Genomic DNA, 22490 nt, shown 5'->3' on the forward strand with positions numbered 1-22490 from the left:
ACTGCCATTCATCTCCTTCATGCCTGCTTCGCAACCCGAAACGCTTGACGAACTTGATCTTCAATTGCTGCGGCTGATTGAACAGCGCCGCAAGCTGGTCGAGACGTTGGCCGACGACCAATCCCTTCCCTCGGTCGGCCAATCGAACACCCGGCTCGACCAGGCGTTGGACGGCTTCTGCCGCGAGTCAACACAGACGCGTGAAAAAAAGAGCGTCGAATCGTTGCGTCAAACCCTCCAACACATCGACAGCTATTGTCGCCTTGGGGTGGGGCCGGGCGCCGTCAGCTTCCTCGGACCGAAGTACAGCTACAGCCATTTGGCCGCGATCAAGTATTTCGGCGACGCAACCCCGTTTGCCCCGGTGGCGACGATCCCCGCAGTCTTCGATGCCGTCCACCGCGGCGATGCCGCCGGCGGTCTGGTCCCGATCGAAAACAGCACCGACGGCCGCGTCGTCGACACGCTGGGCATGTTCGCCCGTCGCCACATGCAGATCTGCGGCGAAGTCTTGCTGCCGATCCACCACAACCTGCTGGCCAGCGGCAAACGCGATCAAATCACCGAGATCCACAGCAAACCCCAAGCCCTGTCCCAGTGCCGCGTTTGGCTGGCCGCCAATTTCCCGGCCGCCACGCTGATCGAAGTCGGCAGCACGACGGCGGCCGCGGAATCCGCCGCAAGGCATGCCCACATCGCCGCGGTGGCCAGCCTGCCAGCCGGGCGTGAATATGGACTCGACGTGCTGAATCAAAACATCGAAGACAACCGCGAGAACGTCACGCGTTTCGCCGTCCTCGGACGCGACGAAACCCATCCCACCGGCAAAGACAAAACGTCACTCTTGTTCCAAGTCGAACATCAGCCCGGCGCCCTGGCCGGCGCGATGAGCGTGTTCAGCCAGTCGCAACTGAACCTGACCTGGATCGAATCCTTCCCCCTGCCCGGATCGCGGAACGAGTATCTGTTCTTTGTCGAATTCAGCGGGCACCGTGGCGAGGAACGGGTGGCCACCGCGATCGATCGATTGAGTTCGATCACACGCCGACTGGAAATCTTGGGGTCGTACCCGGTCGCCGTGCTGTAACCGAACCGATCAAGTATCGGTGTCTACACGGGCGGTGTCGTTGACTGTCCGAAGTCACCCTCCTTGCTGGCAGAGGTATCGATAAGTCAAGTCACCCTCCCTGGCAGGGAGGGTCGAGCGCAGCGAGGGGAGGGTCGAGCGGTCGTCGCTGAGCGATTCCCAGCGACAGTTTCACATCTGACCTTCCCACCAGAGCGGGTAAGCACTAAGAGTGGTTCGTTCATCGGTCAATCAAGGAAGGTTCAATGAAAAAATCGCGAAGAAGCGGCGGCGGGCGGAGCGAGGAACTGGCCCAGCAACCCCGGACGACGTTCGACTATCCCGTCCGCTTAGTCGCCTACACCTTGATTGCCGCTGCCGTCTGTCAATTGATCTTGCTAGCGGTCCGTGGCCTGGGAATCGAGTTCGTCGCCCGCGAAAACGGTCCCGTCGAACTGGCGCAGGTCGGCATGGCCCTATTCGCCTCCGCTTGCCTGATGATTGCCGCCGTCCAGATGCCCTTTGGCCGCACGCTGTTGGTCGTGTGTGGTTGCCTGGTCGGTTACGCCGCGGCGCGTGAATGCGATTCCTGGTTCGAATCCGTGTTCTTTGATGATGCCTACAAGTATCTGGCCGGATTGCCGCTGCTGGGCGTGGCAATGGCGGCCTTGGTACGCGGTCGAAAACGGATCGTCATCGAGTCGCGGGTGCTGCTGCGGACGCCATCGATGACGATCTTCGCGATCGCGGGCATCTACATCTGCACCCTCTGCCAGGCGTTCGATGTCCCGGACCTTTGGACCGCCGGCGGACTGAGCGAATCGCCTGAAATGACGAAGGCAGCGGTGGAGGAATTCGCCGAACTGTTCGGCTATCTACTGCTGGCGTTCTCCGGCATCGAATCCCTGGCGATGGCATTCGCACCCGGGAACGTCGAAACCGGCTCCGTCGAATCGGCTGCTGCCGAAGCGACATGCATCGAGCTCACGACACCTCAGGCCGACGCACCGTCTCAAAAAGCCGCGTGATGCGTGCTCAACGGCCCGTTGATCGAATCCGATCACAGCTGAAATCAGCCGTTTCACGCGAGCGGGTGGCGTAACACGAAGAAAACACTCCAGGGCCCGTAGGCTCGCGCCAAACGGCTGATCCAATCAACAGCCAGTGAACGTCGCCGCGGCGAGTCGGCTCAACCGCTGATGACGCCGGTGACGATGCACTTGACCGACTTGCCGCCATCCAGATCGGTGCTGATCAGAATCTCCTGGCCGACGCGGTCCTCGGTTTCCCCCGCGTTGAATCGCAAGGTCACAAAGTGCAGTTTTTTGCTGCCACTGGGCGCCGTGAACTCAAACCGTTGGTCGGCGCAAACGATCTCTTTGATGGCAAAGGGTTCGTCGCCCCGAATCACCAGTCGCTTTTCAACCGTCGCCCCAGGTTCCGCGGTCCCGAAACTGACCGCCGAGGGCGAAACACTCAACGACGGGCGGATCCGTCCGTTGATCGACATTTCCGTCGTCGGAAAATCGACGTCGTTGCTGATCAACGTCAACCGTTCGTGCACATCGCCCTCGGGCATCGATCCCAAGACCTTCACCCGCATCCGGTAACGCACCATCCCGGGTGATTTCTGCGGTGCACTCAGTTGGACTTCCAAGTCGTCGCAAAACGATCGCACATCGGTGATCTGCCAATCACGATTTCCCGTGTGCGTGATCACGATGTCCTGCTGGGTTCCAGCCCCCGAGGCAATCTCACCGAATGCGACTTCGGGCGGATCAAACGTGACATCGGTTCGAATAAATCCGCTGACCTTCAGTTGAACTTCGGCGTAGTAGGGCCGATCGAACACCACCGTGACGACCGCGGACTTCTGGCCGATGAAGGTGCTGGTGTTGAAACGGGCCACCACCGAAGCGGTCTCGTGAGTCTTGAGCGTGTTTTGGGTGACCGTCGGTGTCGTGCAACCACAACTCGACCGAACCGCCGCAACGTGAACATCTTCCTGATACAGGTTCGTGAAATCGAACAGGTACTCACACTTTGCCCCCCGCCCGACGATACGAAAATCGTGGCTCGTCGTCTTGAACATCTTCTCCGCCCAGTTTTCACCCGAAGAGGATGGAGCGGCGGAAGTCTGTCGTGACGAAACCGTGCGGGATTCAATCTGCCCGAATGCGGAATCGCAATTGACAGCAAAACAAACGAGCAAGCACCACGCAACCAAAGGCATGGTGCTGCGTCGAGACAACACGGCGGGAAAACTATGAATCATCAATTCGGACCGTTCGGCGAGAGTCGATGTGGGCCATCGGCATACCACCGTCAAACTTTACCAAATCTCACTCGTTTGAAGTAGGCGTTTCCGATTGTCTGGCATCTATGGTTTCGGCAACTGAGTGGAAATTTTCCAGTAATTCTTTCAGCCGCTCCATTGGAAGCCCGACAACGTTGCTTTCGCTGCCCCCACCGACGATTTCAATCCAGTCGTTTCCGTCCTGAAATCCAAACGCCCCCGCTTTTCCTTCCCATAACAGCGTGTCGAGGTACTCTCGAATCATGGTTTCGGACAGCGATTGCATCTGCAACTCGGTGCGGACGACGTCGACGGTGCAGCGAGACTCGCCGGAGGACCACAGGCAAACGCCGGTGTACACGTCGTGCCGACGCCCGCTGAGCGTTCGCAGCATTTCTGCGGCGTGCTCCTCATTGTGCGGTTTGCCCAGGATCTGTCCCCCGCACGATGCGACGGTGTCGGCGGCCAAAATCATCGCCCGACCGTGTCGCCGCACCACGCTCTCTGCCTTTCGGTACGCGTAGCGGGCCACCAGCTCGGGCGCCGTTTCGCGACTGCAGACCCCGCACTCGGCGTCGTCGCTGGCCGGATCAATCGTGAACTCATACCCGGCCGCCCGTAGCAGTTGCGCGCGTCGGGGCGAACCGCTGGCCAGTACCAACGGAATTCCGTCGGGGATGGGGGCTCTACTTAAACCGCGCATCAGCGGCAGATCATCTGAAATTGCCATCGCTTCAATCAAACCGAGATACTACTGGCACCGAATGTGAAAAAGACTGTCGTGGCCTGTCTAGATTTAACTTAGGGGTTGGTTCGGACGGGAGGGCTCGCGCCCTGCCGCTAAAATCGTAGCGGAACAGCGCGAGCGGGCAGTCGATTTAGTGAGCCGCGACGCGTAAGCGGCCGGGCATCCAGGCGCCCGCCCGAGGCCTTACGGCCAGCGGCTCACCATTGACTCGACAAATCCCATTCAATCGGCAGCCCCGCGCGCCGTCCGGTCTCACCCGAAGTTCAAAAGTTGACAAAGCGTTAGCCGCCGCCCGAATCCGAGGGGCCAGCCGGTGGCGGGTCAGTCGGCGGTGGACCAGACGGTGGCGGGCCGGCTGGAGGTGGGCCGGCCGGAGGTGGGCCGGCTGGTGGTGGGCCCGAGGACGGCGGATCGGCCGGCGGCAAACCCAGCCGGCGTTGCTCCAGCTGCCGAACGGCCCCCTTGAGCGATTCCAGCAGACGTGGCACTTGGCCGGCGGCGACAAAGACCCGCGCGCTGACGGCCGACTGCGGAAAGAAGCTGGTCAGGAAATCCAGTCCGAACTCGGTCGCACCGTGCCCGATCATCACGCCGTTGGCGTAAGTACCACTGAGCACCTCGTCGGGCATCTTCAAATCGTCATAGATTTCTTGTGGACTCGGTCGACGCGCGTCCGGGTTGGGCGGCTGCGGTTGTGGCGTGTGCGGATCACCGAACCGTCCCCGATAAAGCTCCAGATTGGTCGTCAATGCCTCGATGAACTGCGGCATCACCGGATGGGGAATCACCACCCGCGCGGCCACCTTATGTGGCCGTCCGATCGTCTGCAAAAAGTCGACGATGTACTCGCTCGGTCCCGTCATCACGATCGCACCGGTGCTGAACGTCCCCCCGGCGACGTGATCGGGCACCCGCGCCCGCAGCGGTGGGTTCGGCTGCGGCTGCTGGCCGGACTGGCCGGACTGGCCGGACTCGGGTGGATCAGGCGTTTGGTCGTCAGAGGACATGCGTGGGACGCTGTTGCTTTGGTGGGGGAGGATTCAGCCGCGCATTCCGATCGGAATACCGCCACCAGTCTAAATCTCACCGCCACCGTCCGAAACCCGTGACGGTTCGCCTGCGATTCATCGCGATCCCTGCACATGACGTCAGCCCAATGCCATCAACCTTGGCTCTAAAAGTGTTAGCGGAACGGCGCGAGCCGTCCGGTCGCGTTTCAAAAACGCCGTGAAAAACGGGAGGGCTCGCGCCCTACCGCTAACAAAAAACACCCCGCTTGGCGTCAACGTCGATGGCATTGGGCGTCAGCCAGTGCCGCGTGTCGTTCCGCCCCCATCGTCTTGCCCCCATCGTCTTGCCCCCATCGTCTTGCCCCCATTGTCTTGCCCCCATCATTCTGCCCCGAATCGTTCTGCCATTCCTCTCCCGATCGCCTCCGAAGCGTCACACCAACGCTTGACACCGCCTCCACACCTTGTATCATTGACTTAATACAAAGGTGCAACCGATGCTGATCCAAATCCAATCCGGCAGCCAGCCGATCTACCAGCAGATCGTCGATCAAATTCGCTTTCGAATCCTGTCTGCGCAGCTCAAGGCCGGTGACGAGTTGCCGACGATCCGGGGGCTTGCCGAAACGCTGAAGGTCAACCCGAACACGATCGCCCGGGCCTATCGCGAGCTGGAGCATGAAGGGCTGGTCGAAAAGCGTCGAACCACCGGGACCTTCGTCGCGGAATCATCGGGAACACTCAGCCGCACGCGCCGCCGCCAAATTCTCACGCCCGAGATCGACAAGCTACTCGTGCTCGCCGGCCACCTGGGCGCGGACGCGGCCGAGTTGGATGAACTGATCGCATCACGTCAGCAAGCCCTTCAACGAAAGGAATAATGCCATGACTTCCGCCGACGATTTTGCCGTACGGGTCCAGTCACTCTCGCGTTCCTTTCGTGGAACGCAGGCGCTGATCGATGTCAGCTTGCAGATCCCCCGCGGGTCCGTCTTCGGACTTGTCGGTCTCAACGGGGCAGGCAAGACGACACTGATCCAACATGTGATCGGTTCCCTCAAAGCGTTGCACGGAAGCGTCAACGTGCTCGGCCAGGATCCGACGATCCGCCCGGAAAAGCTGCTCGCCCGAATCGGCTACATGACCGAAGAAGACTCGCTGCCGAAATGGATGCGGATCCGCGACCTGATCAGCTTCTGCCGGACGGTCTATCCGACGTGGTCGGACAGCTATGCGACGCAACTGTGTGACATGTTTGGTTTGTCGACGACCGCAAAACTCAAGTCGCTGTCCAAGGGCGGCCGAGCCCGCGTGGCGCTGTTGGCGGCGATCGCGCACCGACCGGAATTGCTGATCTTGGACGAACCGAGCAGCGGGCTGGACCCGATCGCGCGGGCCGACATTTTGGAAGCGATCATCCGCACCGTGGCCGACGAAGGCCGCACGGTGTTGTTTTCCAGCCATCTGCTCGAAGAGATCGATCGGGTGTGCGACCACATCGCGCTGCTGCACGACGGCGTGCTGTTGGAATCGATTCCCGCGGCGACCTTGCCCGAGCGTTACACCGAGTGTTTTTATCGCACCGAAACACCTTCGTCGCGTGCTCCCGAGATCCCGGGCTCGTTCGGCGGAACGGGCGACGCGTCGGAATGGTCGGTGTTGATAGACTCCGAAAATGAAGCGTCTCTGTCGACGACCACCTCGATCGAATCTCACGGATCGCGTTGGGAATTGGTGCGTCAAGAACCGGCGACCGTTCACCGCTGGTTCGCCGGTCGCGTACAACGCAAGCCGACGGCATCCTCGACTCCAATGGAGGGCGTGCAACATGTCTGAAAGCATTGCACTGGCCAGATTGTTGATCACACGTTCCAGAACGGCATTGACCCTCGCCATCGCCTACCTGCTGGTGATCCACGTTTGCGCGGCCCTGTTTAGCGTGGGCGTGTTCAGCGACGGCGATGTCGGTGGCGAACTTGCACTCAAACGCACCGCGACGATGATCGTCGTCATGCTCTCGCTGCCGCTGCTCGGGATCACGTTCGCGTTATTCGACTTCAGTGAACAAGGCGACATCAGCAGCGGGGCGACGGGTTATTTGCCATGGTTGCTACGCATGCCGGTAAAAACATGGAAACTGGCCGCCGTTCCGCTGGGTCTGAAGACGCTCTGGACGCTCGCCATTTGTGGTGCCATTGCGTTGACGGCGCGGTTCTTCGGAACCCCTTTGGAGCGTTGGTTCATGCCGGCGATCGGAATCACCACGATCTTCGTCTTGGCATGCCTGGTCATCTGGCACCCGTTTCGCTGGCCCTACACACGTCTTTCGCTGATCGGAATCCTATTCGTCCCCGCCTACGCATGGCTGATCGCATCGGCTTCACTCGCGTTCGCCAACGAACGCTCCGACGTGCCGTCGGATCCCACCTCGATCACCGCCGCATGGATCATCGGCCTGTCGGCCTACGCGGCGCTGACCCTGCTCGCGCTCCGCGCCGTCCGATTGGCACGCTTCAACGTTGCCGGGCAAATCAGTGAGTCACGCGGCTGGATGGCGTCTGCGGAAACCGCTTCCCCTGCCGTGGCCGCGGTCGCATCGTCCCCGACATCACAGAGACCTCCCGCGAAGATCTCACCGATCGTCGCACTGCTGCGATTTGAAGCGTCCAAATTCGCCGAATCCGGGACGAAGATCGTTGCCGCCTGCTGGTTGCTGATCGTCCTGTTCTTCTCCCTATTCAGCCAGACCGGAACCGACACCTTTGTCTTCCTGGTGGTCGTGTTTCTGTTTCCAGGCATCTTCCTGAACGAATGGAAGATGTCGGGGCTGCACGAGAACTTCCTGCCACACACGCTGGCGATGGCGCCGATCCGCACGACGACGATCGTCTGGACCCATCAACTGATCACCACGGTGATCTGGTTTGCATCGCTACTTGGAGTTCCAGTCGTGATGCTGATCTGGCACACCACCGGCGCGAGTGCACCGATGGTCGGCGCCTGGCAGCGCGTGATCGGCTCGCAATTCGACGCTCCCGACGCCCTCACGCGACTCACGGGAATCTCCGTCCTTGTCGCGATGCTACTTGTCATCCGCCAAACCACGTGGAACATCGCGGCGAGTTCGACCGACGAGAAACGATTCGTGTACTGGATGATCGCCGCAAAGTTCACCGTCGCCTTCGCCGCCTTCAGTTGGTTCTTGTTTCAGTTCTTGCGGTTTCCCGATTGGGAAGCCTGGACGCTTTGGGCGTGGCAATCGATCGCCCAGTTACCGGCACTGCTGCCCTGGTTGGCAGCGACCAAAGCGGTCCTCGTCATCATCGCCACCATGCTGCTCTATCGCTCCGGTCTGGCCGAGCGCCAAACCGTCATCGGACTGTTCGTCGGCTATCTCGCGGGCACGTTCCTGATTGCGGCAATCGCTTGGCAATGGATGCCCAGCGACCGTGTCGCCTTGTGGCACTGCGTGACGGCGACCGCGGTGTTGATGCCCTACAGCCGGATCGTGTTAGCGCCCCTTTGTCTCGCCCACAACCGCCACGCCTAATCGATGCTGCGATTGACCCTCGATTCGATTCTGCCAATTTTCCTACCTCCAAAATCTTCCTACCTCCCCACGCAGCCACCTTGCCCATCAGGTCGGTGAGACCCCCTCTCCACCGCACGTTGCGGTTCGCCCGGTTTCATCCGGATCACTTTTCTGGTGTCCGATCGCATCGCGGTCATCTGTTCGCAAAACGAGATGACCTCAGGCCAACTCTTCTCCGTCTTCCAAAACGACTCCAGTTCCGTAAGCATCTCCGGGAACCAAGCTCGCTGCGCGTCACCCGCTGGCATCGAGGCATTCTCCTTTCAAATTGTAGGAATGCAGCTGCGACTCATCACTCAGATTGCTGACAAGATCGATATTTCCATCGTATCAAAGTCACATTTCTATCAAAACAGCGTTCGGCCGCGAACAGCGGAGAATTCAGTCAGAATTGATTCAGTAACCGTTGGTGCCTAGTCTCTGTCGCTGCGACGCAGCCACCGGGAATCGCCTAAAAGCTAGACACCAACGGTTGCTGAATCCCCGTTAACGATGCCCCTGCGATTCGTGCCGGACACCTCTTTTCAATTCCTTTCACGGAGATCAATCATGCGTTTCAGCTTTCCCAAACGATTGCTTGTCATTCCCATCTGTCTTGTCGTCGTCCTTCTCGCCGCAGCTCCGGCTGCCGAAGAAATCATCGGCGTTCGCAACGACAAGCTCCTGGAACAGGTCGGACAGAAATGGAGATACCCGGGGACGGGCTATTCCGGTCGCGGCCGAGTGGGAAGCATCCGGACTGGGGTGCAACACGCGGAAGCTCCCTATCACAAAGTGTGGCAACACTACGCCGAGCAATGTGGGTTTCTCGCGTTTGAATTTCCCCACCCTCCCCTCGACGTTCTGCGTCGCAACCGCTATTGCTGCAGCCCGCTCAAGTCCCAGACGCGGATGGTTCCGTCGCGGCCGCTGGTGGCGATTTGGTGTGCGACCGGGTCCAGGGAAACGTTGTGCACGGCGGATTCGTGTCCGGACAGCGTGGTCACCAGTTCGCCGCTGGCCAAGTCCCAAATGCGACACTTTCCGTCTTGGCTGGCGACGACGGCATGCGTTCCATCGCCGCAAAACGCCACGCTCCAATTGTCACCGCTGCTGCCGACAAGCTGACGGTCTTCCAGCCCCGTCGCCGTGTCCCAAATGTGAATGGTTTTTCCCCACCCGACGGTCGCCACCTGGGTTCCCGAGGGCGCAAATCTGACGTTGTAGATGGGACCGGAGTGACCGAGCATTGTTTGACGTGTTTCGAGTGTTTCGGCATCCCAGATTCGCACGATCTTGTCGCTGCCGACCGATGCGATCAAGCGTCCGTCAGGTGACCAGTCGACGCCGAAAATCGCTCCCGGTTGCGTCACGCTTGCCAGCGGTTGACCGGAATCGATGTCCCAGGTGTGGATCATGCCGTCTTGGTCGCCGGCAACGATTCGCGTCCCATCGGGTGAGAACGCAATCTTACGTACCGCACTGTGGGCGTCCCACTCCTGAAGCAGCTCCAACGTTTCGGAATCCCAAATCTTGACCCTGCCATCGTTGCCGCTGGTCGCGACGATGGACTTGGTCGGATGATACTGGATCATCCAAACGATTCCGCGATGGGCGTCAAAGCTCCGCAACACCTTTTGCTGTTTGACGTCCCACAACCGCACGCTGCCGTCTTCGATCGCGGCGACCACCTTTTCACCACTCGCGTCAAAGTCCACCGCCCAAACCGTTCCCGGGTTTCCGCCCAAAACGACTGACGGAAACACCGGACCGGCATCGACTTGAGCGACCGCGGCCGGTTCACCGCGGGTGGCCAGAAAGATCATCGCGGCACACAAGCTGGCGATCCCGATCAATCCGGCTGCCCAAGCGGCGCGGAGTGTATTGCGGGAAACGAGTCGATGCGAACCGCTGCGTCGCAGTTTCTTCGTCGTGTTCGCGACCGCGGGGACCTGTAACGGTGAAATCGGGCCATAACTGGTCACGATTTCGGCCAAGGTCTCGGCCACAAAGGCAGCCGACTCGGGGCGCCGCGCAGGGTTCTTGTCCATCAACGCCATCGTCAGCTCGGACAACGGCAAGGGGATCTTGGAATCCAGCTTCACCGGCGGCGTCGGCGTTTCGTCCATGATGCGTTTCATCACGCCGACGATCGACGGGGCTTCAAACGGCGACACACCGGTCAACATTTCGTAGAGCACCGCACCGAAGGAGAACAGATCGCTCTTTTCGTCCGCGGTCGCGCCGGTGGCCTGTTCGGGTGACATGTACAGCGGCGTTCCCGTGACCATCCCGGTCTTGGTCAAGCGGACGTCATCGGTCGCGCGGGCCAAACCGAAATCCGTCAACTTGACGCGGTCGGTTCCCGATTCGATCAAGATGTTTGCCGGCTTGATGTCACGATGCACCATGTCGCGGCCGTGCGCGGCCGACAGTCCCGCAGCGATCTGCATCGCGATACGAGCGGCCTCACTCGGCGGCAACGGTTTCTCGTCTTGCAGTCGCTTCTCCAGCGTCACGCCTTCGATGTACTGCATCACCAGGAACGCGACTTCGCCTTGATCCTCGCGCGCCACTTGATGCATCGCTACCACGTGTTCGTGGGAAATCGCCGCCGCGGCACGGCCTTCGCGACAAAAACGCTGACGGGCCACGTCGTTCTTGGCGTACTCGGGATTGAGCACCTTGATCGCGACGTTGCGTTGCAAGTGCGTATCAAAGGCTTCCAACACGATCCCCATGCCGCCTCGACCGATCACTCGTGAAACTTCGAAGTGGTGCAGGCGACCGATGTAGGCCGGGTCGTCGGATTTTTTCAGAAACGGCAGCGCGACGGGAGTGGCCGCCTCGATCGTCGGCGTCAAGTCCGGATCCGATCCCGCCGGGGGCTGACCCGATGGGCCGGCGGAGTTCGATTCGCCACGCGTGCCCGATTCGCCGCCCGCGCGAGCGGGCAGGTGCGTCACGCTGGCGTCCACGTTTGGGGTGTCCTGACCGTGAACACTGCCCGACACCGCGGCGACCGCCTTCCAATACGCTGAATCGCTCGGCGGCAGCGCCCCGACCGCTTGCCCGACGAGATCCTCGATCGGCATGTCCTTGGCCGCGGCACCTTGGAGGATCGCACTGCCTGAAATCGCGACCGATTCGAGGACACTTTGGCAGCGCGTGCAGCCCCCGATGTGCTCGGTTGCACCACTTGCTTCCGCCTCCGGCAACGAACCACCGACCAACGCTTTCAATTGTGTCTTGGTCGGGCACGCTGAAACTGTCATCGCGTTTCCTCTTCTTGTTCCAGTCGCTGGATCTCGGCACGGAGACGCGCCGTCACTCGACTTTTGGCGACGTAGATCGCGCCGGTGCTCATCGACAATTCCTTCGCCGCCTCGGCAGCCGGACGGCCTTCGACCGCCGTGATCCGAAAGGCAGACCAAGTTTTGGGATCCGAATTTTCTTCGACGATTTTCATTGCGATCGCAGCAAGTGAACGAAGGTGTTCCAATTCCCACTGCTCGCTGAGTTCATTTCGGTCGTCAGCAGCTTGGGACAACAATTCCAATTGAGCCGTATCATTTCCCGACGGTCCGGCTTTTTTTCGCTTTTCAAAATAGCTGTAGAGCCGATTCCGGGTGATCGTGAACAACCACGAACGGAAGCCGCCCTTTTCCTTGTCATACTCCAACCGCCCGATCGCCGAACCGACCCGCCGAAAGACGTCTTGCACGATGTCCGCCGCGTCGGCGTCTTGCAGCCCCCGGCTGCGGACGAATCGGTAGAGCATCGGGCCATAGTCACGCAAAAAATCGCTCCATGCCTCGTGGTCGTTGGCGTCGCGAAGCCTCAAAAGGAGCGTCGCTCGCGTCACAGGAGATTCGCTCACCCTGTCTGTCTCAATTTTGAAGTTCGGTCCACTCGGCCACCGGCGGTGACGGCGCAAAAAACCAAGCGTGCGATTGTGCAAGACAGTATAGCGACCGAACCGACCATGACAGTCGGCACGTTCCTCCGCAAGAACTACCCGACGGAACTCGCTCTCTTACAACGTCAAGTTTGGAATTCCTGTCTTTTGGGATTCTTCGTCTCCCTCCCGACCCGAACATCCCACCCCATCGCCCCCCCGTTTAGAATTCATGGCGGAAGCCCCACGGTAATTTGCGTCCTGCGCGGTAATCCGATTAGTTTCACCACATCGCCCCACCCCTGTTTCTCGATTCGCGATCCGCGCAACCACGACCGTGCCGAGTTCTACGAAATCATCTGACGACGCCGCGTCCCCCACCGCTCCCCACGACGAATGGCAATCGGAGCCCCCGACGCTGCCCGATGCCCAGGTCGATCGAGGTCTGGAGCAGCGCAACTCAACAGATCCGATTTCGGCCACCGTGCTGGCCATCGCCGCTCAGTCATCCTGCCCGACCGAATTCCTGAAACAGATCGCTGGCCGCTGGCTGACCTCGTTTTCGGCGGACGTTGTCGCGGTCGCGCATCCCAACTGGCCCGCGCCGATGGTGCTGGCGTCCGACGCGGAGCTGACTCGGCGGCTCGATCCCCATCGCATCGGAAACCTGCTGGCGGCTTCCACCTCGGCCGCAACCGCTTGCGATCTGCCACTACAGCCCTCGCCTGACTCGCCGCTTTCGGAAACGCTCTCTCGGTCGATTGAATCAACCGGACCAGATTCGAGAAATCAAGCTCGCGGGTTGCACGTCCGCTTGATGGACGGACGCGAACCCTGCGCCGTCTTGCTGATCTACGCCGATCGCCACGTCCCCGACGTCGCCGCTCAAATTCGTCAACTGAGGCAGTTGGCCGAATTCGCCGGCTGCTGCCGGATCGCGCTTCACAGCTACCGCGACGATCACGCGAAACAAGAGCTGCCGGTGACGGGGATCGCTGCCGGTGGCGAGCGTGCGTTGCGCCACTTCCATCGCGATTTGGATGTCACCGCCACCGCCTATCGGATCGCCAATGAAACCCGGCGAGTGCTGGCGTTCGATCGAGTCACGGTCTTGGTCGCCAAGGGTCGCCGGCTGCGCGTCGAATCGGTCAGCGGCGTTGCCGTTGTCGATCGACGGGCCAACGCGATCGCCGCCGCGGAGACGCTTGCGCAGCGTGCCCTGGTCTTGGGCAGGCCGATCAAGCTGCCTTCTTCAGACCCGCTGCCGCCACAGCTGGCCGATCCGCTCGATCACTACCTGGAAGAAACGGACGTCGCCTCGGTATGGATCATGCCGCTGTATCAGCCCCTCACGTCCAAGGCGACAGACGACGATCGAAATCGATCATCCGCCGGCGAGGTTGTGGAACCGTCACACGCCGATTTCACCGACGACCTCTTCAGCGACGCCGAACCGATCGGAGTGCTGTTGCTGGAGTCTTTTTCCGAAGACGCCGAAGTCGACCCCACCGCGGCGATGCGTGAAATCGCTGCCGAAGCCGCAATGGCGCTGGCGAATTCTCGCGAGCACCAACGCATCTTCGGCTTGCGTGTCCTGAAATCCCTCGGCGACTGGTTTGGCGGACGTCGTCTGCCGTACACCACGCTCGGACTGATGGCGATAGTCATGCTGCTGATCGCGGCGACGATGATCCAAGTCGATCACAAGATCATTGCGACGGGATTCGCCGAACCGTCGGGACAACAAAATGTCTTCGCACGTACCGATGGAGTCGTCAAAGAAATCTATGTCCGCGACGGCCAACAGGTCGCAGAAGGTGACCTGTTGATGCGTCTGGAAAACGCCGACTTGGAATCCACCGCCGAATCGCTGTCGGGTGAAATCCAGACGACCGCGCAGCGTCTGACGTCAATCCGATCGATGCTGCTGGATCCGGCCACCGATGCAAAACAGTCCGGTCGGATGGCGATCGAACAACGCCAACTGCAAAGCGAGCTGAACAACCTGCAAAGCCAGCTGGATCTTGTTCGCAACCAACTCTCCGAACTGCAGATCACCGCTCCGATCGATGGCGTGGTGTCGGCGTGGCAACTCAAACGCAAACTGTCCGACCGGCCGGTCGCGCGGGGCAATCATCTGCTGAGCATCGTTCGCACCGATGGCCCCTGGCAGCTGCGGCTGGAAATTCCTGACGAAGACGCCGCCGAAATCTTTCGCGCGTCGACCGCCGAGGACGCACTGAAGGTCGAATTCGCCGCCGCATCCCATCCCGAATCAACCTTCGTCGCCACACTCCAGTCCGTCTCCGGCGCGGCCAGACGAAACGCACAGGGCGCCACCGTGATCGATGCCATCGCGACGGTCGATCCGCCAGTCGACGCCGATCGCCGATTCGGGATGCAAACGTTTGCCTCAGCCGATGCGCACAACGGTGTCGAGGCGACGGCCAAGATCCGTTGTGGACGACGCTCCATTCTGGGCAGCTGGTTCGGGGACGTCGCCGACTTCGTCCATCGCAACCTTCTCTTTTACGTGCGATGACACCGATACGATGACGCTGACGCCGCTTCGTCACCACCGATCGCAAAGCTCCGCGAAATCACCGATCGGTTTGCGCAAACGCCCGGATCTGGTGTTTGTAAAAACCGAACACAAACACGATTCCGCGGTCGTCGTCAAAGATCCGATCGCGATGAAGTATCACCGCCTGCGCGACGACGAATGGTTCGTGCTCCAGCGGCTGTGTCGGGGTGTTTCGCTCGAATCGCTTCGTGACCAATACCAGGCACGCTTTCGCCCGGCCAAGGTCACGCTGTCACAATTAAACGACTTGCTGTTTCGACTCCATCAACTCGGGTTGACCGTTTCGGACAGGGCAGGGCAGGGCGATCGATTGTTGGAAAAACGACAGTCCGATCGACGACGACGCATCACCCAACAATTTTCAAGCATCCTGTTCCTGCGATTCCCAGGCGTCGACCCCGAACCGCTGCTGCGGCGTTTGTACCCCCTGGTCCGGCCGCTGGTGAGCGCCGCGGGTTTGGCGGCCATGTCGCTCCTCGCGGTCGTGGCGATCCTGACGCTGGCCTCCAACTGGGATCGTTTCGCGGCCGAGTTCCCCTCGATGCAACAGTGGTTCCAACTGCGCTGCGTTTTCACCCTGGCCGCCGTCCTGGGTGCCACCAAGGTGCTGCACGAACTCGGGCACGCGTTGGTCTGCAAACGTTTCGGCGGGGAGTGCCATCAGATCGGCCCGATGCTGCTCGTGTTTACCCCGGCGCTCTATTGCGACACGTCGGATTCCTGGATGTTGCCGAACCGCTTCGCCCGTGCCGCGGTCGGACTGGCCGGCATCGGCACCGAAGTTCTCTTGGCATCGATCGCGACGCTCCTGTGGGCATCCACGGGGCCGTCGTTGATTCATTCGCTGGCCATGAATGTGATGGTCGTTTGCAGCGTCAGCACGGTCTTGTTCAACGCCAATCCGCTGCTGCGTTACGACGGTTATTATGTGTTGTCCGACCTGTGCGATGTACCCAACCTGGGCCAGAAGTCACGTGAACTGACGTCGCGACTGGCGGCACATGTGTTGTGTGGCGTCGCAGCCCCCGACGAACAATCGATCGGCCGCCGGGAACGATTTTGGTTGGTCGTCTACGCCGTGATGGCGACCGTGTATCGCTGGGCACTCACGCTGCTGATCTTGTGGTTTCTGATGTTGATGCTGCGTCCCTACCGGTTGGAATCGATCGGCATCGTGCTGTGCATCGTCGCCGCCGGCGGCTTGCTCGTGTCCAGCTTCCGTGGTCCCGTTTTGTTTCTCCGCCACCCTGGCAAAAGGAGACAGATTCGCATGAATCGATTGATCCGTTCCGGATTGGTGATCGCGACACTGCTGGTCATCGCAAGCATTCCATTTCCGTCCGGCGAGTCAGCCGACGGCCGCGTCGTACCCCGCGAAGAGACTCCGATCTACATTGCCACCGGAGGTCATCTGGACGACTTGGTCGTCTCGGCCGGCATGTCGGTGGACGAAGGTGATCTGATCGCGACGCTGTCCAACCCCGAAGTCGTTCATCAATTTTCGAAAACCGAAGCGCGGGTGAAGTCCCAACGGGAACTGGTCCAAACGCTGAAATCCAGCCGCCTGAAACTTCCCGATGCCGCCAACGAATTGCCGGTGGCCGAAGCCATGCTCGTCGAACTGGAACAACAACTCGAAACGCATCGACGTCGTCGTCAGGCATTAAAGATCCGCTCGCCGGCGGCGGGACGTTTGATCGCACCGCCGCGACGTCCAGCGACCACAGATCCCGCCTCAGCCCGAGCGACGGATTTGACGCTGACCCGCTGGAGCGGCGATCCGACGGAGCCTCGAAACCGCGGCTGTTATGTCGAACCCGGCACCGAATTGTTCACCGTGATCGGCGCTGACCGCTGGGATGCCGAACTCGTGGTCTCCGCTTCCCAAGTCCAACGCATCAAGGTTTCCAACGAGGTCAAGTTGATATTGGAATCCGACCCCGCGCATCCGTTGACCGGCTCTGTCGCCGAAATCTCATCCAAACAATGGACGATCGATGACAACCGACAACGACGCGACGATGAACAGGCGACGCGGATGGAGACGCCGACTGAAACATCGTATGTGGTCCGCGTGGAACTCGACACGACCGACCCCATCGCCAAAGACGCGTTGCTAACCGGAGCCGACGTCTCGGCCAGGATCACCGCCGAACCGATTTCCATTCTTGGCAGAACCGTCCGATTTCTGAATCGGTTGCTGCGGTTCCGGTAAAAGACAAAAAGGGGAAGGGGGTTTTTAACGCGGCGCAGGATGGTGTGGGCGGGCACCTTGCGGTGCCGGAGTCGCAAGCTGGAAGCTCACGCCACTGTTGTGGGTGATCAACGTGCGGGCAGTCGGTGGCCACGTCCGCCGGTTGATCACTGATTGGCAAACTGAACAGGAGTCGTCACCATCGCATCGCGCTGATCGGTCAATGCGATAAACCAGGTATTGGCGCTGGCGGGCGGCCGGGGCGCGGTGACTTCGTCGCTGGCGATTTCTGCGGAAAGACTTTGCCAATCGCGTTTTGAACGCAGCCCCGTATCTGTCGTGTCGTGCAATTGGGCAGACTTGAGAGGCACGGCACTGGTGTACGACAATCGGACCGTCTCGCCGTCGGTCGCCATCGCACCAGGTACCGGCAATGGCGTGCCGCCGCGACAAAACGAATCGATGTACAGGCCGATCTGTTCCGCATTGTCCGTCTGTCGCTCCTGGGCAAAGGAAACACCTAGCCACGTCGTCGAGCAAGCAACCACGCTGAGCATGGAACAGCGCAGCAGAAACATGATCGCGCTTGAATCTTTATGCATGAGTCAATTCGTCGGATCAGGCGTGAGTGGATGGATGACGGGAAGGACTCCGATGAAATCAACAGGCCGCCAAGCAAGTCAGCACTTGATCCGGATGATCGCTGAACAGACCGTCGACCTTGGCTTGTCGGAGCGTGTCGATCAATTGCTGCAGCGTCGCGCATCCCTTGGGCAAGTCATCCGCCCGCACGGTCCAGGGGTGCACTGCCAAACCGAATCGGTGCGCCTCGGCCACCAGCTCGGTCAGCTTCGCCGCCTGGGAATCATCCCAGCGGACGATCGCGGCCAGGTTGGGGCCGATGCCATCGACGACCTTCGCCAAATCGGCCAGCCCCTCAGACGTCTTCATACGGCTGTAATCGGTTCCCGAGCGGGCGTCGTGCCCGTCACCGACCAACTGGATCAAGCGTCCCTGATAGGACAAGTCCTCGCGGATCCGACGGACCTCGAATTCATCGAAGCACTGCAAGAAACAATTGTCGCTCTTGTCCCGATAACCGAATCGATCCAAAGACTGGAGCACGATGCTGGTCAAATCACAGCCTTCATCGCGGTGCCACGACGGTTGCTTGATCTCGGGATAAATGCCCACCTGGCGGCCGGTCGTCCGATTCAGGTTTTGGATGAAACGAATCTCTTCATCCAACGTGCAGATCCGAAACCCGCCGGCGCCGCCGGAATAGCGTCCCGGAAAGACATTCCGCCCGTTGCGGTGATCGAACCGCTCCAGGACTTCCAACGTCTTCAGTTCGGCGAGGGTGAAATCGATCGCGTAATAACGGCCGTTCGGACGACTACGTCCATGAAAGCGCCTCGCGACGTCGGTCACCGTATCCAGATAAATGTCATGCAGCACGACCGGATGATGGTCCTTGGTCGCAATCACGTCCTGCTCCAAATAATCCGCGCCCATCGCATGGGCGATTCCTTTCGCGACCAGCGTGTGCTCAGGCACATAGCCGCTCGCACCACGGTGCGCGATCACGATCGGCGTCCGCTCAGCGGTCATGGCGCATTCGCCTCGACGATGACGTCGGCCAAGCTGCTTCGCAATGGGTCATCGTCGGGACCGCAAAATCCCCAGTGAAGGTGTTTCCGCCAGCCCTCGGCGTACTCAAATTTGCCGCTCATCTGTCCCGTTTCGGCGTTGATGTCCCGCATCGTCTGCAGGTAGCTGTCCATCCCCTGACTTTCATCCAACCATTCCTTCTGGCTGGCATGACAGCCGAGCAGCTCGACTTTCTTGTCGATCAAATCGGAATGGTCGACGAAAAAATGGGGCGTCACGAGCTCGCCCAGCGGAGTCCGATTGCCGACCGGCTGGCAGTGATACACCGTGACCGGTTCATAGAACGGCGGGACCGGCGGATCGCTGACCAGATTGGGCATGCCATGCGAAAACGCGGCGCTGACGGCCAGACGACAGGCGATCTCGTGATCTTCCATGTAGTCCGAAGGCGAATGGGTCAGCACCACCGACGGTTTGGCCGTCCGAACGATCGCGGTGACCTTGGCCAGATTCTCGAAGCTGTAGGTCGCGGCCATGTCGGGATAGATCGGATCGTAAAACGTCGCCCCCATCATTTGACACGCGTTCTTGGCTTCGGCCAAACGCGTCCGCGCGCACTCTTCGCGGTCCATCGTCGTGCTGCCACGCGAACCGTCACACAGGTTGACGTAGTGCAACTCCCAACCGCGCCGCGCGAGCTGTAACATCGTGCCGACCATCAGATACTCAATGTCGTCTGGGTGAGCGGCAATGGCAAGAACCGAAGGCATCAAAATCTCCTTTCATTCATCGCCGGATGCGAGAACCAACCACGGCCCTGCTTCCGGACAATCACTAGTTTTCATCGCTGTCAGTCAGCACTGTTAAAGAGCGAGCCGAGGGATCGATCAAATTGCCCGCGTGTCACGACCACGGGAATCCCCGCCTGCTTGGCCTTGTCCAATCGGGCGACTTGAACGTGCGGTCCATACGCCATCACTTTCGCGTCGGGACAAACCTGACGACACCGCTCCATCAATCCCTCGACGACACCACTGCGCGTCGACAGGTCGACAATCACGCAGCGGATGTCACCGCGGTCGGGCAGTGACGCGGCGAGTTGAAACTCCAGCCCCTCAGCCTCGGCCGCAGCGCGAACCCGCGAGGCAAACATCAGATCACCCGATAAAAAGACGACGGCGGGTGCGCCGTCAATATCGCTCGTTTGGTTCACAGGCGTCTGGCTCACTGACGTTTCGCCAATTCCGATTTCATGAACGCCAGACCCTCGGTGGCCAGTGTCATCTCGTCGGTAAACATTTTGCGCCAGATCTTTGTGGCCGCCGCGATTTCGGGCAGCGCCAATCCGAACGCTTCGATCACCAGCCAGCCGTTGTAGCCGCTCTTGGCGATCGCATCAAAGTTATCCTTCCAATTGATTCCACCCTTTCCGGGTGTGCTGCGATCGTTCTCGCTGATGTGAATGTGAAACAGTTTGTCGCCGCCGGCCAGGACCGCATCGGTCACACTTTTTTCTTCGATGTTGCTGTGGAAGGTGTCGTACATCATGCCACAGGCCGGATGATCGACCTCGCGCACAAATCGCGCCGAATCGGCATGGCAGTTGAGCAGGTAACATTCGAACCGGTTCAACGCTTCGACGCCCAACCGCACACCGACTTGACCGGCATGTTCGGCGACCTGCCGCATGCTCTCGACGCCCCATTTCCATTCGTCGTCGGTCGGGCCGGCGCCGCTGAACACCCCGATCGCCGAATGGTAGGGACCGACGAGCGTTTCGACGCCCGCCGCGGCACACAGATCCAACGTCCGTTTCGTCAAATCGATTCCTTTCTGACGCACTGCGGGGTCGGCAGAAATCGGATTGTCTTCCTCGCCGCGAATCGTCACGCCGGTGCGGCCAAGCCCCAATGAATCCAGCTCCGCGCCGATCGCTGCGTAATCCAAATCCAAATTAAAAATCGGCAATTCCACGCCGTCGAAACCGGCTGACTTGAGTTTTTCGCAAACCGGATACATTGCTTCGGTGACTTCGCCGCTCCACAGCAGCAGATTCATGCCGTACTTCATTGATCGTTCATCCTAGGGAATGGGTGGAAATAGAGTCGATCCGTCGGGCGGAGTCAGGAATCGAACACGCCGGAATTCTACCAACTCGCTGGCTTCTTGGAGCCAGGGCAAAACCGAATCCGGCAATTCGGCCAAACCGACACGCCGCATCACCTGATTGAGCCGCATCAATAGCCGGCGGTGGTCCACGTAGTCGTACAAAAACCGGGCTTCGGCGTAGCGACGGATCGCGCCGACCAATCGGTCGGTCGGTTTCCCGGTGATCTGATTGACGCACCGCTGAATCAATTCCGGCGACATGTCATCGACCAGTTGATAATATCGCTCGATCAGCTCGGGTCGATCGCGGATCCAAAACGCATCCAACAAGATCTCGATCAGAATGTGACCGACGAACATCGGGCGAAATCCGCGATCACCGGGCAATAAATCTCGCAGCCCCACGGCCAATTGCAAATTGGACTCGACGAACACCGTCGTGTTGTGAAACCAGCGATCGTCACGTATGTGATGCAGAATCCCGGTCGCGACGTCCCGCACCGCATCGTCGTCCGAATCGAGCGCCGCCGTCGCCATCCGCTCTCGGGCGCGAATCTTGCGGTCCACCACGCTCAAAAAATCCGGCACACCGGTACAGACCGCGACCAGCGGGTGATCCAGATACGGTATCGCGTGGGAGAGAAAATTCATGCGGGGCAGGAATTCATGCGGGACAGGGCGGGGCAGGAACCACTCGGGGCAACGACCCTCGGGGGCTGAGCCGCAGCGTCACCAAGCAGACAACCTTTGCCCGCTCGGCATTAGTGATGCGTCAACTTTCAAACTTAGGGTGCCGCGGAAAAGGGGTCAGGTACCAAAAATGCGAAGCACCCTTCGGGCCATTTGGTTTTTGGTACCCGCCCCCTTTTCCGCTCGACAAACGCAACCCGAACATTGAACGCTGACGCACCACTAGGCAAGATACCGCTCGACCCCCGCCTGCGGATACCCGTCGTAGAACCGGCGGATCCAGTGCCGCCCCGACCAGTGCTGCAGATGTCGCTCCCATCCCATGCGTTCCAAGAATCGGTCCGAGATCGAACCGTTGGAGACGTGGGCGACGATCGCCGAAGCGCCCCGCAACCGTGCGATTTCGTGCAACACGTGGCAGGCGCCGACGAATGACCGGTAGCCGGCACGGCGGCCACTGCGAACATAATCCAGCGTCAAGAACGACGGCATCCCCAACGGCTGGTGATAATCCAACCAACACAGATCGTCGTCGGGTCGCCCGTAACGACTCTGCCACCAGACCTGCGCCATCGAAACGCTGCCGCAGATCCAGCGTCGCTCGATCCGCACCAGCTTGCCCGCTTGCATCACGATGCGTCCACACCGCCAGCGGCGGATCAAATCCGGTCGTTGTTGGGGGTTCGTGATCGAGCGGGCGAACATCGTCGGCG

21 protein-coding genes are annotated in these 22490 nt (G+C 60.2%); 8 read left to right on the forward strand and 13 right to left on the reverse strand.

All coding sequences use genetic code 11. From position 1 onward, the window contains the following. Positions 1 to 19 precede the first annotated feature (19 nt). Together pheA and NZK35_RS19135 are read left to right on the forward strand one after the other, a co-directional pair. Positions 20 to 1087, forward strand: a complete 1068-nt coding sequence (pheA, locus tag NZK35_RS19130; protein WP_259634127.1) for a prephenate dehydratase — start codon at positions 20 to 22, stop codon at positions 1085 to 1087. 245 nt (positions 1088 to 1332) lie between these two features. Then, positions 1333 to 2094 (forward strand): hypothetical protein, encoded by a 762-nt coding sequence (locus tag NZK35_RS19135; RefSeq protein WP_259634128.1) that lies wholly within the window; start codon positions 1333 to 1335, stop codon positions 2092 to 2094. 161 nt (positions 2095 to 2255) lie between these two features. Here the strand turns inward: NZK35_RS19135 and NZK35_RS19140 are convergent, their stop codons facing one another. Further along, a complete protein-coding gene (locus tag NZK35_RS19140) occupies positions 2256 to 3158 on the reverse strand; it encodes a DUF1573 domain-containing protein (protein ID WP_259634129.1) in 903 nt (300 codons plus the stop codon). Between NZK35_RS19140 and NZK35_RS19145 the strand changes: the two genes are divergently transcribed. Further along, on the forward strand, positions 3151 to 3336 hold the full coding sequence (locus tag NZK35_RS19145) for a hypothetical protein (RefSeq protein ID WP_259634130.1): 186 nt from the start codon (positions 3151 to 3153) through the stop codon (positions 3334 to 3336). The two genes, NZK35_RS19140 and NZK35_RS19145, sit on opposite strands and share 8 nt — an antisense overlap. Positions 3337 to 3408: 72 nt before the next feature. Here the strand turns inward: NZK35_RS19145 and NZK35_RS19150 are convergent, their stop codons facing one another. Both NZK35_RS19150 and NZK35_RS19155 read right to left on the reverse strand, forming a co-directional pair. Then, the gene (locus NZK35_RS19150) at positions 3409 to 4065 is read right to left on the reverse strand and encodes a Maf family protein (RefSeq protein ID WP_259634150.1); all 657 of its coding nucleotides are present in this window, start codon (positions 4063 to 4065) and stop codon (positions 3409 to 3411) included. A gap of 326 nt (positions 4066 to 4391) precedes the next feature. Then, a complete protein-coding gene (locus tag NZK35_RS19155) occupies positions 4392 to 5117 on the reverse strand; it encodes a DUF3467 domain-containing protein (protein ID WP_259634131.1) in 726 nt (241 codons plus the stop codon). A 500-nt stretch (positions 5118 to 5617) separates the two neighbouring features. Between NZK35_RS19155 and NZK35_RS19160 the strand changes: the two genes are divergently transcribed. From NZK35_RS19160 to NZK35_RS19170, 3 genes are read left to right on the forward strand one after another with little or no spacing between them, the layout of a single operon-like run. Then, positions 5618 to 6001 (forward strand): GntR family transcriptional regulator, encoded by a 384-nt coding sequence (locus tag NZK35_RS19160; protein WP_259634132.1) that lies wholly within the window; start codon positions 5618 to 5620, stop codon positions 5999 to 6001. A gap of 4 nt (positions 6002 to 6005) precedes the next feature. After that, a complete protein-coding gene (locus NZK35_RS19165) occupies positions 6006 to 6956 on the forward strand; it encodes an ABC transporter ATP-binding protein (RefSeq protein WP_259634133.1) in 951 nt (316 codons plus the stop codon). After that, complete coding sequence (locus tag NZK35_RS19170) at positions 6949 to 8670, forward strand: hypothetical protein (protein ID WP_259634134.1); 1722 nt, start codon at positions 6949 to 6951, stop codon at positions 8668 to 8670. Before NZK35_RS19165 ends, NZK35_RS19170 begins: the two co-directional genes overlap by 8 nt. 585 nt (positions 8671 to 9255) lie before the next feature. On the opposite strand, the gene NZK35_RS19175 is transcribed toward NZK35_RS19170, so the two are convergent. From NZK35_RS19175 to NZK35_RS19185, 3 genes are read right to left on the reverse strand one after another with little or no spacing between them, the layout of a single operon-like run. Beyond that, positions 9256 to 9540, reverse strand: a complete 285-nt coding sequence (locus tag NZK35_RS19175; RefSeq protein ID WP_259634135.1) for a hypothetical protein — start codon at positions 9538 to 9540, stop codon at positions 9256 to 9258. 29 nt (positions 9541 to 9569) lie between these two features. Next, the gene (locus tag NZK35_RS19180) at positions 9570 to 11966 is read right to left on the reverse strand and encodes a WD40 repeat domain-containing serine/threonine protein kinase (RefSeq protein WP_259634136.1); all 2397 of its coding nucleotides are present in this window, start codon (positions 11964 to 11966) and stop codon (positions 9570 to 9572) included. Continuing rightward, the gene (locus tag NZK35_RS19185; RefSeq protein WP_259634137.1) at positions 11963 to 12571 is read right to left on the reverse strand and encodes an RNA polymerase sigma factor; all 609 of its coding nucleotides are present in this window, start codon (positions 12569 to 12571) and stop codon (positions 11963 to 11965) included. The genes NZK35_RS19180 and NZK35_RS19185 overlap by 4 nt, the downstream gene beginning before the upstream one ends. A 355-nt stretch (positions 12572 to 12926) precedes the next feature. Between NZK35_RS19185 and NZK35_RS34730 the strand changes: the two genes are divergently transcribed. After that, complete coding sequence (locus tag NZK35_RS34730; protein WP_259634138.1) at positions 12927 to 15131, forward strand: efflux RND transporter periplasmic adaptor subunit; 2205 nt, start codon at positions 12927 to 12929, stop codon at positions 15129 to 15131. Between the two features lie 10 nt (positions 15132 to 15141). Then, positions 15142 to 17388, forward strand: a complete 2247-nt coding sequence (locus tag NZK35_RS19195) for an HlyD family efflux transporter periplasmic adaptor subunit (RefSeq protein WP_259634139.1) — start codon at positions 15142 to 15144, stop codon at positions 17386 to 17388. Positions 17389 to 17534: 146 nt separating this feature from the next. Here the strand turns inward: NZK35_RS19195 and NZK35_RS19200 are convergent, their stop codons facing one another. From NZK35_RS19200 to NZK35_RS19230, 7 genes are all read right to left on the reverse strand, one after another. Continuing rightward, complete coding sequence (locus NZK35_RS19200; protein WP_259634140.1) at positions 17535 to 17969, reverse strand: hypothetical protein; 435 nt, start codon at positions 17967 to 17969, stop codon at positions 17535 to 17537. Between the two features lie 58 nt (positions 17970 to 18027). Next, the gene (glpQ, locus tag NZK35_RS19205) at positions 18028 to 18978 is read right to left on the reverse strand and encodes a glycerophosphodiester phosphodiesterase (RefSeq protein ID WP_259634141.1); all 951 of its coding nucleotides are present in this window, start codon (positions 18976 to 18978) and stop codon (positions 18028 to 18030) included. Next, positions 18975 to 19748, reverse strand: coding sequence for a PIG-L deacetylase family protein (locus tag NZK35_RS19210; protein WP_259634142.1), 774 nt, complete (start codon positions 19746 to 19748; stop codon positions 18975 to 18977). The genes glpQ and NZK35_RS19210 overlap by 4 nt, the downstream gene beginning before the upstream one ends. Before the next feature lie 80 nt (positions 19749 to 19828). Then, positions 19829 to 20206, reverse strand: a complete 378-nt coding sequence (locus NZK35_RS19215) for a histidine kinase (protein WP_259634143.1) — start codon at positions 20204 to 20206, stop codon at positions 19829 to 19831. Next, the gene (locus tag NZK35_RS19220) at positions 20203 to 21048 is read right to left on the reverse strand and encodes a sugar phosphate isomerase/epimerase family protein (RefSeq protein WP_259634144.1); all 846 of its coding nucleotides are present in this window, start codon (positions 21046 to 21048) and stop codon (positions 20203 to 20205) included. The genes NZK35_RS19215 and NZK35_RS19220 overlap by 4 nt, the downstream gene beginning before the upstream one ends. A gap of 12 nt (positions 21049 to 21060) precedes the next feature. Next, positions 21061 to 21738, reverse strand: a complete 678-nt coding sequence (locus NZK35_RS19225; RefSeq protein WP_259634145.1) for a hypothetical protein — start codon at positions 21736 to 21738, stop codon at positions 21061 to 21063. Positions 21739 to 21999: 261 nt separating this feature from the next. Continuing rightward, positions 22000 to 22482 (reverse strand): hypothetical protein, encoded by a 483-nt coding sequence (locus NZK35_RS19230; RefSeq protein ID WP_259634146.1) that lies wholly within the window; start codon positions 22480 to 22482, stop codon positions 22000 to 22002. Positions 22483 to 22490: the final 8 nt, after the last annotated feature.

The organism is Stieleria sedimenti, from assembly GCF_025060895.1.
GTDB lineage: Bacteria > Planctomycetota > Planctomycetia > Pirellulales > Pirellulaceae > Stieleria > Stieleria sedimenti.

Excerpts from the sequence above, each read along its gene's own strand:
- pheA (WP_259634127.1), top strand. The coding sequence starts at position 20 with ATGCCTGCTTCGCAACCCGAAACGCTTGACGAACTTGATCTTCAATTG.
- NZK35_RS19135 (WP_259634128.1), top strand. The coding sequence starts at position 1,333 with ATGAAAAAATCGCGAAGAAGCGGCGGCGGGCGGAGCGAGGAACTGGCC.
- NZK35_RS19140 (WP_259634129.1), bottom strand. The coding sequence starts at position 3,158 with ATGTTCAAGACGACGAGCCACGATTTTCGTATCGTCGGGCGGGGGGCA.
- NZK35_RS19150 (WP_259634150.1), bottom strand. The coding sequence starts at position 4,065 with ATGCGCGGTTTAAGTAGAGCCCCCATCCCCGACGGAATTCCGTTGGTA.
- NZK35_RS19155 (WP_259634131.1), bottom strand. The coding sequence starts at position 5,117 with ATGTCCTCTGACGACCAAACGCCTGATCCACCCGAGTCCGGCCAGTCC.
- NZK35_RS19160 (WP_259634132.1), top strand. The coding sequence starts at position 5,618 with ATGCTGATCCAAATCCAATCCGGCAGCCAGCCGATCTACCAGCAGATC.
- NZK35_RS19165 (WP_259634133.1), top strand. The coding sequence starts at position 6,006 with ATGACTTCCGCCGACGATTTTGCCGTACGGGTCCAGTCACTCTCGCGT.
- NZK35_RS19170 (WP_259634134.1), top strand. The coding sequence starts at position 6,949 with ATGTCTGAAAGCATTGCACTGGCCAGATTGTTGATCACACGTTCCAGA.
- NZK35_RS19180 (WP_259634136.1), bottom strand. The coding sequence starts at position 11,966 with ATGACAGTTTCAGCGTGCCCGACCAAGACACAATTGAAAGCGTTGGTC.
- NZK35_RS19195 (WP_259634139.1), top strand. The coding sequence starts at position 15,142 with ATGACGCTGACGCCGCTTCGTCACCACCGATCGCAAAGCTCCGCGAAA.
- NZK35_RS19200 (WP_259634140.1), bottom strand. The coding sequence starts at position 17,969 with ATGCATAAAGATTCAAGCGCGATCATGTTTCTGCTGCGCTGTTCCATG.
- glpQ (WP_259634141.1), bottom strand. The coding sequence starts at position 18,978 with ATGACCGCTGAGCGGACGCCGATCGTGATCGCGCACCGTGGTGCGAGC.
- NZK35_RS19210 (WP_259634142.1), bottom strand. The coding sequence starts at position 19,748 with ATGCCTTCGGTTCTTGCCATTGCCGCTCACCCAGACGACATTGAGTAT.
- NZK35_RS19220 (WP_259634144.1), bottom strand. The coding sequence starts at position 21,048 with ATGAAGTACGGCATGAATCTGCTGCTGTGGAGCGGCGAAGTCACCGAA.
- NZK35_RS19225 (WP_259634145.1), bottom strand. The coding sequence starts at position 21,738 with ATGAATTTTCTCTCCCACGCGATACCGTATCTGGATCACCCGCTGGTC.
- NZK35_RS19230 (WP_259634146.1), bottom strand. The coding sequence starts at position 22,482 with ATGTTCGCCCGCTCGATCACGAACCCCCAACAACGACCGGATTTGATC.